Source organism: Kitasatospora sp. NPDC005751 (genome assembly GCF_040630835.1).
Taxonomy (GTDB): Bacteria; Actinomycetota; Actinomycetes; order Streptomycetales; family Streptomycetaceae; genus Kitasatospora.
In genome coordinates this window covers 68,527-80,771 of the sequence record NZ_JBEXYC010000023.1, presented here as the reverse complement: position 1 = coordinate 80,771, position 12,245 = coordinate 68,527, and the positions used below count along the sequence as shown (strand labels likewise).

Below are 12,245 nucleotides of genomic sequence, written 5' to 3'. Positions count from 1 at the left end.
GCCCGGGCCGAACCCGGCCGCACGCGCTCCACCGACGAACGGGAGTACCGCACCGCATGAACGACACCGACCTGGCACAGACCTGGAACCAGCCGGACGCCCGGCCCGAGGAGGCGGTGGACCATCCCGCCGGGGACATCCGGCTGCGGGCCGGCGGCGGGCTGGGCCTGCGCTCGCAGCTCCTGTCCGCCGCCGGCGGCTCCGTCTCCCCGGCCTTCGAGTTCCCCACCATGACCGTCCCGATCTGACCGGACCGATCCGAGCGGCCAGGGGCACCGGGCACCGCCCGTGACACCCCGACAGCGATCGCCACGTCCCGGCCGTGAACGGCCCGGCGAACGGGCCGCACGCCACCGACGCCGGACCGTGCGCCCCTGAGGGCGCGGCCGGCCGCCATCGGGGACCGGGCAGCGCCCCGGTGGCGGACCGGAGCGGCGCCTCGCCGATGTGGCCGTACGGTGACCGGCCCGTGCCGGACAGGTGTTCGCTTCGTGGCCGATTCACCACTCTACAGATCGGAGAGGCCGTCAAGTAGCCTGCGGGCCATGCGGACCACTTCGTCGATCACCGTCGGCCGGGCAGCCGAGCTCGGCCGGCTCGGCAGCGCGCTCGCCGCCGCCCGGCAGCGGTCCGGACGGGCGGTCTTCCTGCTCGGCGAGGCCGGGATCGGCAAGTCGCGGCTGGCCGGCGAGTGCGCCTACCAGGCCTACGGGCTGGGCCTGCCGGTCCTGCGCGGGCGCGGCAGCTCCACCGGGACGGTCACCCCGTTCCGGCCGCTGATCGAGGCGCTCTCCTCCCGCTTCCGGGCCGCCGGGCCGCCCACCGACCCCGAACTCGACCCGTACCGGCCCGCCCTGGCCCGGCTGGTGCCCGAATGGCGCGGGGCGGCGGCCTCGGCGGCCGGGGCCGGCGCGTACCCCGAGACGGTGGTCGAGCTCGCCGAGGCACTGCTGCGCCTGCTCGCGGTGCTCGGCCGGGACGCGGGCTGCGTGCTGCTCCTGGAGGACCTGCACGACACCGACGCGGAGACGGTCGCCGTCCTGGAGTACCTGGTCGACAACCTGGCCGGCCTGCCCGTCCTGCTGGTCGGCACCCTGCGGGCCGAGCGGGGCCCGGCGCTGGACCTGGTCCGGGCCGCCGAACGCCGCCGTGCCGCCGCCGTCTCCGAACTGCGCCCGCTGCCGCCCGCCGACGTCCGGGCGATGGCCGCCGCCGTCCTGGAGAGCGACGCCGCCGACGTCCCGGCGGCCGTCCTGGAGACGCTGGCCGACCGCGCCGACGGCTCGCCCTACCTGATCGAGGAACTGCTCGCGGACATGCTGGCCGGCGGCGCGCTGCACCGGGCCGGCGGCCGATGGGAGGTGGCCGGGGGCCTGCGCACCGGCGTGCCGAGCACCATCGTCCGCAGTTGGGGCCGGCGGATCGACCAGCTGGACCCGCCCGTGCGCGACCTGCTGCTCACCGCCGCCACCCTGGGCAGCCGGTTCTCGGTGGCCACCGTCCAGCTGATCACCGGGTACGACGACCGGACGCTCTTCAGCCACCTGCGGTCGGCCTCCGAGGCCAACGTCATCGTGCCCGACGGCGCCGCCCCGGACCGCTACGCCTTCCGCCACACCCTCACCGCCGCCGCCGTCACCGCCGCCCTGGCCCCGGCCGAGCGGGCCGCCGTGGCCCGCCGGGCGGCCCGGGCGATCCTCCGCGCCGATCCGGAACTCGCCGACGAACGACGCCAGTTGGTCGCTTCCCTGCTGCTGGCCGGCGGGGACCGGACGGGCGCCGCCGTGCACTTCGCCGAGGCCGGCCGACGCGTGCTGGAGGCCGGCGCCGCCGGCTCGGCGGTGGTGCTGCTGGAGCGGGCGCACGAACTCGCCGGGGACGCCGAACGGGCCGCCGTGACCGAGCAGTTGCTGCCGGCCCTGGCCGAGGCGGGCCAGCTGGACCGGGCCTTCGAGCTGGTCCGCACGCTGCCCCCGGTCCGGCCGGAGCCGGCGGCGGCCTGCGCCGCGGCGGTCCGCGGCCCGGCCACCGACCGCCGGGTCGACCTGCACACCCGGCTCGCCTGGGCGGCCGTGATGGCCGAACGGGCCGCCGAGGCCGCCGCCCAGGTCGCCGCCGCCCGCGCCCTCTCGGGTGCGCACCCGCGCCCCGAGCAGGACGCCGCACTCGTCGTGGTCGAGGGCCACCTGGCGCTCCTGCCCGACCACGCGCCCACCGCGCCCGAGGGCGGCGCGACCGCCGCCGGGGCCCCGGGCGACGAGCACCCCGGACGGGCCCGGCTGGCCCGCACCGAGGCCCTGGCCCGCCGGGCCGCCGAGGTGGCCGAGCGCTCCGGACTGCCGGTGGTCGCCTGCCAGGCCTGGCAGTTGCTCGCCCTGCTGGCCCGCGAACGCGGCTTCGACGACGCCGACGCCTGCCTGGAGCGGATGCTGGCGGTGGCCGAGGCCCACGCCCTGCCCGTCTGGCGGGTGGAGGCGCTGCTGCGGCTGGGCGCCAACGCCTTCATGCGCACCGGCGACGGCGCCCGCCTCGAACGCGCCCGGCAGGCCGCCGCCGGCCTCGGCGCGATCGTGCTCACCCAGACCCTCGACGGCCTGCTCGCCATGAACGCCGTCCTGCGCGGCGAATGGCGGACCGCCCGCGAGATCGTCGACCGCTGCCTCGACGCCACCGCCCGGCTGAACAACGTCCCCGCGCACCGCTACCTGCTGCTCGGCTCGGCGACCCTGGCCGCCCATCGCGGCCGGGGCCGGGAGATGGAGCGCGAACTGGTCCGGTTCCGCCAGGCCGGCGGCGAGGAGTCCTTCCTGATGCCCCTGCGGCACGGCCTCTGCCGCGCCATCGGCGCGCTGCTCGCCGAGGACCGCGCCGGGGCCCGGGCCGAACTGGCGGCCGGCCTCGCCTGGGAGCAGGAGCACCCCAACGTGTTCTACCTGGCCGGCCGGCACGGGCTGCACCCGCTGCTGGAGGTCGCCGAGGGCCACTGGCAGCGCCCCGACCTGACCCGGGCCATGGCCGCGCCCGCCACCGAACTCGCCTGGAACCGCCAGTTCCTGGGCTTCGCGGAGGCCGTGCTGCTCGGCCGCGAGGGCCGGCCGCGGGACGCCGCCCGCGCGGTCGACGAGGCCCGCGCGGCGGCGGCGCCCTTCCCGCTCGCCCACCACCTGGCGCTGCGGCTGACCGCCGAAGCGGCCCTCGCCGACGGCTGGGGCGACCCGGTGGGCTGGCTGCGCACCGCCGAGGAGTACTTCCACGAGGCCGGCGTCCAGCCGGTGGCGGCCGCCTGCCGGGCCCTGCTGCGCCGGGCGGGCGCCAGCGTCGCCCAGCACCGCGGCGGCCGCGACGCCGTCCCCGCCGGGCTGCGCAGCTGCGGGGTGACGCTGCGCGAGTACGAGGTCCTCGCCCTGCTCACCGACCGCCCCGGCAACCAGCAGCTGGCCCGGACGCTCTCCATCTCCCCCCGCACGGTGGAGAAGCACGTGGCCAACCTGCTCGCCAAGACCGGCCGCCCGGACCGCGCGGCCCTCTGCGACCTCGCCGCGGAGGTCTGCGCCGGACCGTGACGGTCCGGCCGCCCCGCCGGTCCCGCCTCGCGGACCGCACGGCTCTCCACGGCCTCGCCGCCGGACCGTGACGGCTCCGGGTCCGGCCCCCGGCTCAGGGAGTGAGCCGGACGATCTCGCCGAGTTCCAGGGCCGCGTACACCGCGCCGTCCGGAGCCACCGCGATGCCGTGCGGTTCGGCGGCCGGCACCGGCAGCTCGTACCCGGCGTAGTGGCCGTCGGCGGTGAGCGAGCCGAGCCGGTTGCCGGCCCACTCGGTGAACCAGAGCCGGCCGTCGGGGGCGGCCGCGACGGCGTGCGGCCGGGCGGCCCGGTCGGGCAGCGGATGCTCCGTCACCCGGCCGTCCACCGTGATCCGGCCGACCTGGCCGGCGCCGATCTCGGCGAACCAGAGCGCACCGTCGCCACCGGCGGCGATGCCGACGGGCGCGGCCCCCTCGGTCGGCAGCGGGTGGACGGTGATCTCGCCGTCGACGGTGATCCGGCCGACGGCCCCGGCCTGGTTGAGGGTGAACCAGAGCGCGCCGTCCGCCCCGGCCGTGATCATCGACGGGAAGGCGCCGGTCACCGGCAGCGGGTACTCCGTCACCCGGCCGTCCACGGTGATCCGTCCGATCCGGTCCGCGTTCAGCTCGGTGAACCAGAGCGCGCCGTCCGGGCCGGCCACGATCCCGTACGGCCCGGCGGCCTCGGTCGGCAGCCCGAACGACCGCTCCCGGCCGTCGGTGCCGATCCGTCCGATCCGGTGGTCCCGCATCCGCGCGTACCAGAGCGCGCCGTCCGGCCCGGTCGTGATCACCGACGGTCCGGACGCCGCGGAGCCCGTCCCGAACCGCCGCACCGACCCGTCCGCCGCCAGCCGCCCGATCTCCCCGGCGTGCACCAGCGTGAACCAGACACCGCCGTCCGGCCCCACCGTGATGCCGTACGGGCCGGCCTTCCCGTCCGCCACCCGGAACCGCTCGAACTCCCCGCGCATCCCCGCTCCTCGACTGTCGCGACGTGATCGTCTCCATGCTGTCACGCCGTCACCGGCCTTTGTCGGTGGCGTCGGCTACCGTCCTGGGCCATGGGGATCTACCTGGTGAGCGTGGCCGCCGACGACTGGCGCGACGAGGAGGTGCTCGGGCCGGTGGCCGGGGCGGTCGACGCCGAGCTGGGCCGGCGCGGCCTGGCGCCGTTCGTCTGTCCGGAGCCCGTCCGGGCCGGGCGGCGCCCCGGCACCCGGTTCGAGGAGAAACTCCACCGTCCGATCGGCGGCTTCGACCGGCTCTGCCGGGCGCGGTCCGACGACACCCACGAGGCGCTGCTCGGCTGGGAGGTGCTGCTGCCGGTCGACCTCGCCGACTCCGTGGTCCTGCCGGCGCGGTCGGAGGACGACGACCCGACGACGGTCGGCGGCGCCCGGCGGGCGCTCGCCGCCGCCCGGCGCCTCGCCGACCGGCTCGCGCTGCCCGCCGGGATACCCGAGCACTGCGACGGCCTCGACCTGGGCCGCTGGTTCGACGGCCCGGCGGCCGTCGCGGCCGCCACCGCCCCCGGCCCCTGGAGCGAGGACCTGGACGCCGCCTACTACACCGCGGTCTACCTGCGGGCGGCCGAGCACGCGCTCCGGCGCGGCTGCCCGGTGGCCTACTCCTGACCCGGGCCCCCGCCGGCGTCCCCGTCCTCGCGGTCGCCCCCGCCCGCGCCGGCCGGAGCCGCCCCGCGTAGGCCGCGGCCGACGGGGTCCGCGGTGCCGCGCAGGACGGAGACCACGCCCACCCCGGCGGCGCAGATCGGGACGGCCAGCAGCGCCCCCAGGATGCCCGCGATTCCGGCACCCGCCACCACGGCGACCATGATGGTGGCCGGGTGCAGCTCGACGGTGCGGCTCTGGATCACGGGCTGGAGGATGTTCCCCTCGACGACCTGGACGGCGAGGACGATGCCGAGCGCCCAGAGCGCCGTCCCCAGCCCCCCGTCGGCCAGCGCGACCAGGACGGCGACCGTCCCGGAGAGGAAGGCCCCGACGAACGGGATGTACGCGCCCATGAACACCAGCGCGCCGAGCCCGGGCGCCCCGGGGATGTCGAGCACGAGCAGGCCGACGGTGATGAAGAAGGCGTCGATCAGGGCGATCAGGGTGGTGCCCCGCATGAAGCCGGCCATCGCCTCGAACGCCCGGTCCGCGCAGGCGACGACCGTCTCGGCGCCGCCGCCCGGGAGGTGCGCGCGGAGCGCCTCCGGGGTGCGGTGACCGTCGCGGAGGAAGAAGAAGACCAGGGCGAGCGCCAGCACGGCGCCGGTGAGGATCTGGGTGGCGAGGCCGAGGCCGGAGAGCACGCCGTTGGTCACCGTGGAGATCAGCGAGCTGGTCTCGCCCGAGGCGTTGTCCAGCGCGTGGCGGATCTTCTCGCCGACCGGTCCGAGCCAGTCGGCGAGCCGGTCGCCGGCCTCCTGGAGCGACTCGGCGATCTGCGGGGCGCTGTGCACCAGCGAGTTGACCAGCAGGGCGATCACCCCGCCGACGGCGGCGACCAGGAGGGCGCAGGTCAGCCCGGCGGCGGCGCCGCGGCCGAGCCCGCGGCGGACCAGCCACGGCATCACGGGGTAGAGCAGCGAGGTGCCGAGCAGCGCCAGGATGACCGGCACGGTCGCCGCGCGCAGTTCGACCAGGGCGAAGACGACCAGCGAGGCGACGGTGATCAGGAGGATGACCGCGACCGACCAGGCGGCCGCCGCCCGGACCGGGGGCGGCAGCATCAGATAGGGCCTGCGGTGGTCCGCCCACCGCTCGCCGGGAGCCCTGTCGGGCGGAAGCTCCCCCGCCATGTCCACCTCCGCCTGGCTCGACCGGTCCAATTTCCCCATCTCAGCAGATGATCTGACCGATCGCCCGTTATGTCCGACCCCTGGCGTGCCCGGCGCGACCGCGCGGCGGGATCGGGCTTCCGGACGTCCACGCCCGTCGCCGACCACCGGCAGAGCCGATTCAACCGGCCCCGGCCCGGCCGGGCCCGGAGGAATCGCGGAGCCTCACCCCATCGGGAACGGCGCCTCGCACCCCTGTGGCCCGGTCGAACGCCGGACCTACCCGGCCTCCTCGAAGCTGACCGCCCCGCCCCCGCCGGCGAAGGCCAGCACCCGCTCGGCCTCCGCCTCCGCCGCCCGCCGGTCATCCCGGCCGAGCGCCGCGAACGGACGGACCGCCACCGCCCGTTCACCGGCCGGGCCCTCGGTCAGCTGCCAGCTCCCGGCGACCAGGCCGTCGACCAGCACCGTCCCGAGCACGATGCCGTTCTGCGTCATCACCCGCGGCCGGTACTCCTCGGGCAGCACCCGGGTGCGGTCGGCGTGCGAGAGCAGCAGGTTGTCGAAGGGCGCCAGCAACCGGACGGGCGCCGGGACGGCCGGGTCGGGCCGGGGCGCCCCCGGCAGGTCGTACAGCAGCCGGCCGTGCTCGTCGCGGAAGGTGACCAGCTCCGGCGCGAGCCGCTTCAGCACCGCGCCCAGCCGGCTGAGCCCGCACCACTTCTGCAGGTCGGCGACGGTCGCCGGCCCGAAGGCGGCGAGGTAGCGCCGGGCCAGCGCGTCCAGCGAGGGCGCCCGGTCCAAGGGTCGGCCCAGCCAGGACTCGGCGGTGGTGTGCGCCGCCGCCCCGCTCCGGCCCCAGAGGCCGCGCGGCGGCACCTGGACGAGCGGCAGCAGGCAGCGCGCGGCCTGGGCCAGGGCGGCGGGGTCGCGGTCGGGCCGGCCGGCGGCGAGCACCCCGCCGAGCTGCTGGAAGGTCAGCGGCCGCTCCTCCAGCAGCACCCGCGCCTCGTCGGCGAGCGCGGTGAGGTCCAGCCCGGCGAGCCGCTTGCCGTAGGCGGAGCGCAGGCCCTGGTCGAGCACCGGCTGGACGAGCGGGCGCAGCGTCCGGCAGTCGTCCGCCGTCACCAGGTGGATGGTGCCGCGGTGGAGGGCGATCCGGACCACCTCGCGCCGCTGGAACAGGTCGTCGAGAAGGTCGGGCGTGAAGCCCGCCAGCCGGCTGAGCAGCCCCAGGTAGGGCGGCTGCGGCACGGCCTGGGCCTGCAGCCCGCCCAGGTGGCCGACCATCGCGGCCGGCGTCATGGCGCTGCGGGCGAGCAGGTGCTGACGGGCCAGCAGGGCGCGGCCGAGCGCGCGGGTCCCGAGGACGGGCGGTCCGGTCACCGGCGGCCGTCCAGCACGTCGCGCAGCACGCCGATCCGGTTGCTGGTGATCGAGTCCACCCCGGCGGCGCGCAGCCGGCGCATGGTGCGGCGCAGGTCCGCGGTCCAGGTGGAGACGGCGAGGCCGGCGCCGTGGGCGGCGGCGGTGAACTCGGCGGTGGCCAGGCCGAACGGCGGATTGAGGTAGCGCGGGCGCAGGTCGTCCAGCAGGGCGCGGGCGGGCAGTCGCGGCTGCTTCCAGGTCAGCGCGATCTCGGCGTCGGGGGCGAGCGCGCGGACGGCGAGCATCGCGGTGGCGGGGCCGCAGAAGCCGACCCGGTGCTCGGCGCCGAGTCCGGTGACGGCCTCCCAGGCGGCGGCGACGGGGTGCGGGTCGTCCAGGTCGATCAGCAGCCGGGCGGCCGGGGAGGCGGCCGCGGCCTTGAGCGCCTCGGCGAGCGTGGGCACGGCGAGGTCTCCGTCGCGCAGCTCGTCGAGCTGGTCGAGGGTGACCCGGCGCAGGGCGCGGGGATCGCCCCAGAGCCGTTCGAGGGTCGCGTCGTGCAGCAGCACGGGCACGCCGTCGCGGGTGAGCCGGACATCGACCTCCACCGCGTCGGCGCCGGCGGCCAGCGCGGACTCGACGGAGGGAAGGGTGTTCTCGCGGTACCGGTACGGGTCGCCCCGGTGGGCGACGGCGAGCACCGGGCGACGGGTGGCGTTGGAGCCGGCGGTGGGGTTCATCGGGGCCCTCATCGGATCAGCCCCGCGAGCCACGGGGACAGGTACTGGTGGGTGACGGACTCGCGGTAGCTCGGCTCCCCCGGCACGGTGACGATCAGCGTGCAGGACGGCGGGAAGGTCCGCTGCTTCACGTGGACCAGCCCGCTCCAGACCGCGTCGAGGAAGGCGGGCACGCTGTCGCGCGGTACGTCGAAGGCGATGTCCTCGACGGTGACGACCGCCTCGTCGTGGACGAAGAGCCGGACGGTGAGCCCGGGGCGGCCGGTGATCTCCAGCAGGGCCTCGTGCGGGATCGCGTCGAGTCCTTCGGCGCGGTCGTGGCCGCCGACCAGTCCGGCGAAGGTCTGGTCGCGCCCGATGTCGTGGGAGGCGCGCACCTCGCGGCCGTGCCGGGCGGCCATCGCCTCGACCGCGAACACGGCGCTCTGGGTGGACGGCAGCGGCGGGTGGGGCATCGAGTGGCGGTCCTCTCGTCGGCGGGGTTCGGCTGTGCGCTCGCCCGGCTCTCCCCGGGCGGGTGGTCAGCGCAGTTCGACCATCACATTGGTCGACTTGATGACCGCCGTCGCGGGCGCTCCGGGCACCAGCCGGAGCTCCTCCGCCGACTCCCGGCTGATCAGCGAGACCACCCGGAACGGCCCGGCCTGGATCTCGACCTGCGCGGCCACGTCACCGAGCACCACATCGGTGACGATGCCGGGGAACCGGTTGCGGGCCGAGGACGGCCGCCCCTCGGCCTCGGCGTTCTCGGGCCGGGCGAGCTCCCGGGCGAAGGCGGCCAACTGGGCGCCGGGGATGATCCGGTGGCCGTGCTCGTCCCGCTCGGCGGCGACCCGGCCGGCGTCCACCCAGCGCCGCATGGTGTCCGAGCTCACACCGAGCATCGCCGCGGCCTCGCCGATCCGGTACGGGTTGACCGGCGCGTCGGACTGGCCCATGTGCGACTCCTGACGGTGGTTCGGTAGCACGTCCGGTGGCACGTGCGGTGTCACGTGTGACACCCCGTCCGGCTTCCCGGCGGGGCGGCGGCGCTGGTCCGGCCGCCCCCGCCATCCTGCCGTACCGGCCGCCCGCCCGGCCAAGCGGAGCACCGTACGCCCGCCGGGGCCGCCCCCCCGCGCCCGGTCCGGTGCGCCTAGGGCTCGCCGAAGAGGTCGCGCCGGACGGCGTCGCCGGCGGTGAGGACGGCGCCGGCGAGCACCGCGCCGCCGCCCGCCGTACCGGCCCGGACCTCGGTGCGCAGGGGGGAGAGCCCGGCCAGGCGGCGTTCGACCCGGCCGGCGAGTTCGGCCCCGCCGGCCCGGCCGACCTCGCCGCCGAGGACGACACAGCCCGGGTCGAGGACGACGCAGACCGCCGAGGCGCCGACCGCGATCCGCTCGGCCAGCTCGTCCAGGAACGGCCCGCCCGGCTCGCCCTCGCCGCACGCGCCGAGCGCCGTCCGAACGGCGGCCTCGGCGGCCGCGGCGTCGTCGGCCGGGCCGGCGGGCAGACCGTGGGCGCGGGCGAGGCCGCAGACCGCCGCGCTGCCGACCAGGCCGTGGAACCCGCCCTCGCATCCGGCGGCGCTGGGCAGGCCCGCGGTGCCGGGGACGGGCAGGAAGCAGATCTCGCCGGTGCCGCCGGAGGCGCCGCGGCGCAGCCTCCCGTCGAGGATCACCGCGGCACCGACGCTGTGGCCGAGCCAGATCAGGACGAAGGTCTGCTGCCCCCGGGCGACGCCGATCCGGTACTCGGCGCGGCCGGCCAGGTTGACCTCGTTCTCCAGGATCACCTCGGTGCCGGGCAGTGCCTCCAGGGCGGTGAGCAGTTCGGCGTGCCAGCTCGGCAGCGCACCGGTGCTGTAGAGCCGGCCGGTGGCGGGGGCGACCAGCCCGGGGGCGCCGACGGCGACGGTGTGCAGCCGGTCCACGCCGGCCCGGCCCGCGGTCTCGCGCAGGGTGCGGACGATCCGTTCCGCCGTACCGGCGTCGCCCCGGCCCTCGACCGCCAGCTCGGCGGAGGCCAGGGTGTGCCCGGTGAGGTCGGCGACGACCAGGCTGACCCCGCCCGCCCGGACGTCGATCGCGGCGAGGTGGGCGCGCGAGGCGACCAGCGCGTACAGCCGGGCGTTGGGGCCGCGCCGCTGCTCGCCGCGCTCGCCGACCACGGCGACCAGGCCGGTCCGCTGGAGTCGTTCCAGCAGGTCGGCGACGGTGGGGCGGGAGAGCCCGGTGAGGTCGCGGAGCTCGGTGGCGGTCAGTGGCCCCTGATCGAGCAGCAGGTCGAGCGCCAGCCGGTCGTTGATCGCCCGGGCGGTGCTCGGCGTGGCCGTACGCACGGTGGTCATGGGCGTCATCCTTCCAGAGTGTTTCTATCAGGGTCCCTTCCTGATAATTTATCGGACGACGACACCCGCGCACGAACCACGCGATGGCGGGCATCACTCAACAGGAACCACCCACAGGGCACCGTCGCGCCACGGCGCGGCCGGGAGGGAACACCGGATGACCGACAGCCTGACCACAGGACCACCCCACGGCCGGCCGGCCGCCGGGCCCCTGGCGCACCCGCGCCGCGCCAGGGCGAGCATCGCGCTGGTCTTCGCCGTGCACGGCGCGGTCGGCGGCACCTTCGTCACCCGCATCCCCTGGCTCCAGGACCGGCTGGACCTCTCCCCCGGCCAGCTCGGGCTCGCCCTGGTGATGCCGGCCATCGGCTCCTCCCTCGCGATGCCGCTGGCCGGCCGGTTCGTCCACCGCTACGGGGGCCGGGCCGCGGTGCGCGGGCTGCTGTCGATCTGGTGCCTGGCGCTCACCCTCCCCGCCCTCGCCCCCTCGCTGCCGCTGCTCTGCCTGTTCCTGCTCGTCTACGGTGCGACGGCGGGCATGGCGGACGTGGCGATGAACGCCCAGGGCGTGGAGGTCGAACAGCGGCTGGGCCGCTCGATCATGTCCGGACTGCACGGGATGTGGAGCGCGGGCGGGCTGGTGGCCTCGGCCTTCGGCATCCTCGCCGCCCACCAGGACCTCGACGCCCGGCTCCAGCTGGCCGTCACCGCGGTGGTGCTCCTCTGCCTGGCCCAGCCGGCCTGCCGGGGCCTGCCCGACCTGCGGGCGGCCGAGGAAACCGAGGCCCCGCCGCGCTTCGCCCTGCCGCCGCGCAGCTCGCTCGTGATCGGCCTGGTGGGCTTCTGCGCGGTGTTCGCCGAGGGCGCCTCGATGGACTGGAGCGGCGTCTACCTCAAGGACGTCACCGGCGCCTCGGCCACCGTCGCGGCCGCCTCGTACACCGCGTTCGCGCTCACCATGGCCGCCAGCCGGCTGGCGGGCGACGCGGCGATCCGCCGCCTGGGCGCCGTGCGGGCGACCAGGATCAGCGGCGCGGTCGCCACCACGGGCGGCGTCCTGGTGGTCCTCGCCGACAGCCCGGCCCCGGCCATCGCGGGGTTCGCGCTGATCGGCATCGGCATCGCCGTCGTCGTCCCGCTCGCCTTCGCGGCCGCCGGCCGGATCGGCACCAACCCGAGCCAGGCCATCGCCGGCGTCGCGACGGTCACCTACACCTCGGGCCTGGTGGCGCCGGCCATCATCGGGGCGCTCGCCCAGGCCACCTCGCTCACCGTCTCCTTCGGCGTGGTCGCGGCGCTCGCCTTCGCCCTGCTGCTGAGCGCCGGCGCCCTGCGCCGGGCCGAGCCGGGCGCCGGGGCGGCGGCCACCGACCACCCGCCGACCACCGGGAAGCGGGCCACCGAAAATGTGATCGCACCGTCCTCGAAATAGCCTTGCCAAGGTAATTCTCG

11 protein-coding genes are annotated in these 12,245 nt (G+C 76.9%); 4 read left to right on the top strand and 7 right to left on the bottom strand.

Translation table 11 applies throughout. From position 1 onward, the window contains the following. The first annotated feature begins 56 nt into the window (after nt 1-56). Complete coding sequence (locus tag ABZ497_RS21420; RefSeq protein ID WP_359807438.1) at nt 57-248, top strand: hypothetical protein; 192 nt, start codon at nt 57-59, stop codon at nt 246-248. Nucleotides 249-545: 297 nt separating this feature from the next. Then, nucleotides 546-3,563, top strand: a complete 3,018-nt coding sequence (locus tag ABZ497_RS21415) for an AAA family ATPase (protein WP_359807435.1) — start codon at nt 546-548, stop codon at nt 3,561-3,563. Nucleotides 3,564-3,657: 94 nt separating this feature from the next. Here ABZ497_RS21415 and ABZ497_RS21410 read toward each other — a convergent pair whose 3' ends face one another. Next, nucleotides 3,658-4,542, bottom strand: coding sequence for a virginiamycin B lyase (locus ABZ497_RS21410; protein ID WP_359807433.1), 885 nt, complete (start codon nt 4,540-4,542; stop codon nt 3,658-3,660). 90 nt (nt 4,543-4,632) lie between these two features. Between ABZ497_RS21410 and ABZ497_RS21405 the strand changes: the two genes are divergently transcribed. Then, nucleotides 4,633-5,205, top strand: coding sequence for a hypothetical protein (locus ABZ497_RS21405; protein ID WP_359807430.1), 573 nt, complete (start codon nt 4,633-4,635; stop codon nt 5,203-5,205). Here the strand turns inward: ABZ497_RS21405 and ABZ497_RS21400 are convergent. From ABZ497_RS21400 to ABZ497_RS21375, 6 genes are all read right to left on the bottom strand, one after another. After that, complete coding sequence (locus ABZ497_RS21400) at nt 5,196-6,377, bottom strand: AI-2E family transporter (protein WP_359807427.1); 1,182 nt, start codon at nt 6,375-6,377, stop codon at nt 5,196-5,198. The genes ABZ497_RS21405 and ABZ497_RS21400 overlap by 10 nt on opposite strands. Before the next feature lie 258 nt (nt 6,378-6,635). After that, nucleotides 6,636-7,742: a winged helix DNA-binding domain-containing protein gene (locus ABZ497_RS21395; RefSeq protein ID WP_359807425.1), complete on the bottom strand. Its 1,107-nt coding sequence runs from the start codon at nt 7,740-7,742 to the stop codon at nt 6,636-6,638. Further along, nucleotides 7,739-8,464 (bottom strand): glycerophosphodiester phosphodiesterase, encoded by a 726-nt coding sequence (locus ABZ497_RS21390; RefSeq protein ID WP_359807422.1) that lies wholly within the window; start codon nt 8,462-8,464, stop codon nt 7,739-7,741. Before ABZ497_RS21390 ends, ABZ497_RS21395 begins: the two co-directional genes overlap by 4 nt. Nucleotides 8,465-8,472: 8 nt before the next feature. Next, a complete protein-coding gene (locus ABZ497_RS21385) occupies nt 8,473-8,919 on the bottom strand; it encodes a hypothetical protein (RefSeq protein WP_352292314.1) in 447 nt (148 codons plus the stop codon). A 66-nt stretch (nt 8,920-8,985) separates the two neighbouring features. After that, entirely contained in the window at nt 8,986-9,402 is a 417-nt protein-coding gene (locus ABZ497_RS21380) for a helix-turn-helix transcriptional regulator (protein ID WP_329486130.1), read from the bottom strand. 197 nt (nt 9,403-9,599) lie between these two features. Next, nucleotides 9,600-10,793 carry an ROK family transcriptional regulator gene (locus ABZ497_RS21375; RefSeq protein ID WP_359807419.1) on the bottom strand — a complete coding sequence of 398 codons (1,194 nt, stop codon included), beginning with the start codon at nt 10,791-10,793 and terminating at the stop codon, nt 9,600-9,602. 157 nt (nt 10,794-10,950) lie between these two features. On the opposite strand from ABZ497_RS21375, the gene ABZ497_RS21370 reads away from it, so the two are divergent. Next, nucleotides 10,951-12,225 carry an MFS transporter gene (locus ABZ497_RS21370; protein ID WP_359807416.1) on the top strand — a complete coding sequence of 425 codons (1,275 nt, stop codon included), beginning with the start codon at nt 10,951-10,953 and terminating at the stop codon, nt 12,223-12,225. The last annotated feature ends 20 nt before the right edge of the window (nt 12,226-12,245 follow it).

What these genes read in the sequence shown, in the direction of transcription:
- ABZ497_RS21420 (WP_359807438.1), top strand. Translation starts at nt 57, where the DNA reads ATGAACGACACCGACCTGGCACAGACCTGGAACCAGCCGGACGCCCGG.
- ABZ497_RS21415 (WP_359807435.1), top strand. Translation starts at nt 546, where the DNA reads ATGCGGACCACTTCGTCGATCACCGTCGGCCGGGCAGCCGAGCTCGGC.
- ABZ497_RS21410 (WP_359807433.1), bottom strand. Translation starts at nt 4,542, where the DNA reads ATGCGCGGGGAGTTCGAGCGGTTCCGGGTGGCGGACGGGAAGGCCGGC.
- ABZ497_RS21405 (WP_359807430.1), top strand. Translation starts at nt 4,633, where the DNA reads ATGGGGATCTACCTGGTGAGCGTGGCCGCCGACGACTGGCGCGACGAG.
- ABZ497_RS21400 (WP_359807427.1), bottom strand. Translation starts at nt 6,377, where the DNA reads ATGGCGGGGGAGCTTCCGCCCGACAGGGCTCCCGGCGAGCGGTGGGCG.
- ABZ497_RS21390 (WP_359807422.1), bottom strand. Translation starts at nt 8,464, where the DNA reads ATGAACCCCACCGCCGGCTCCAACGCCACCCGTCGCCCGGTGCTCGCC.
- ABZ497_RS21385 (WP_352292314.1), bottom strand. Translation starts at nt 8,919, where the DNA reads ATGCCCCACCCGCCGCTGCCGTCCACCCAGAGCGCCGTGTTCGCGGTC.
- ABZ497_RS21380 (WP_329486130.1), bottom strand. Translation starts at nt 9,402, where the DNA reads ATGGGCCAGTCCGACGCGCCGGTCAACCCGTACCGGATCGGCGAGGCC.
- ABZ497_RS21375 (WP_359807419.1), bottom strand. Translation starts at nt 10,793, where the DNA reads ATGACCACCGTGCGTACGGCCACGCCGAGCACCGCCCGGGCGATCAAC.
- ABZ497_RS21370 (WP_359807416.1), top strand. Translation starts at nt 10,951, where the DNA reads ATGACCGACAGCCTGACCACAGGACCACCCCACGGCCGGCCGGCCGCC.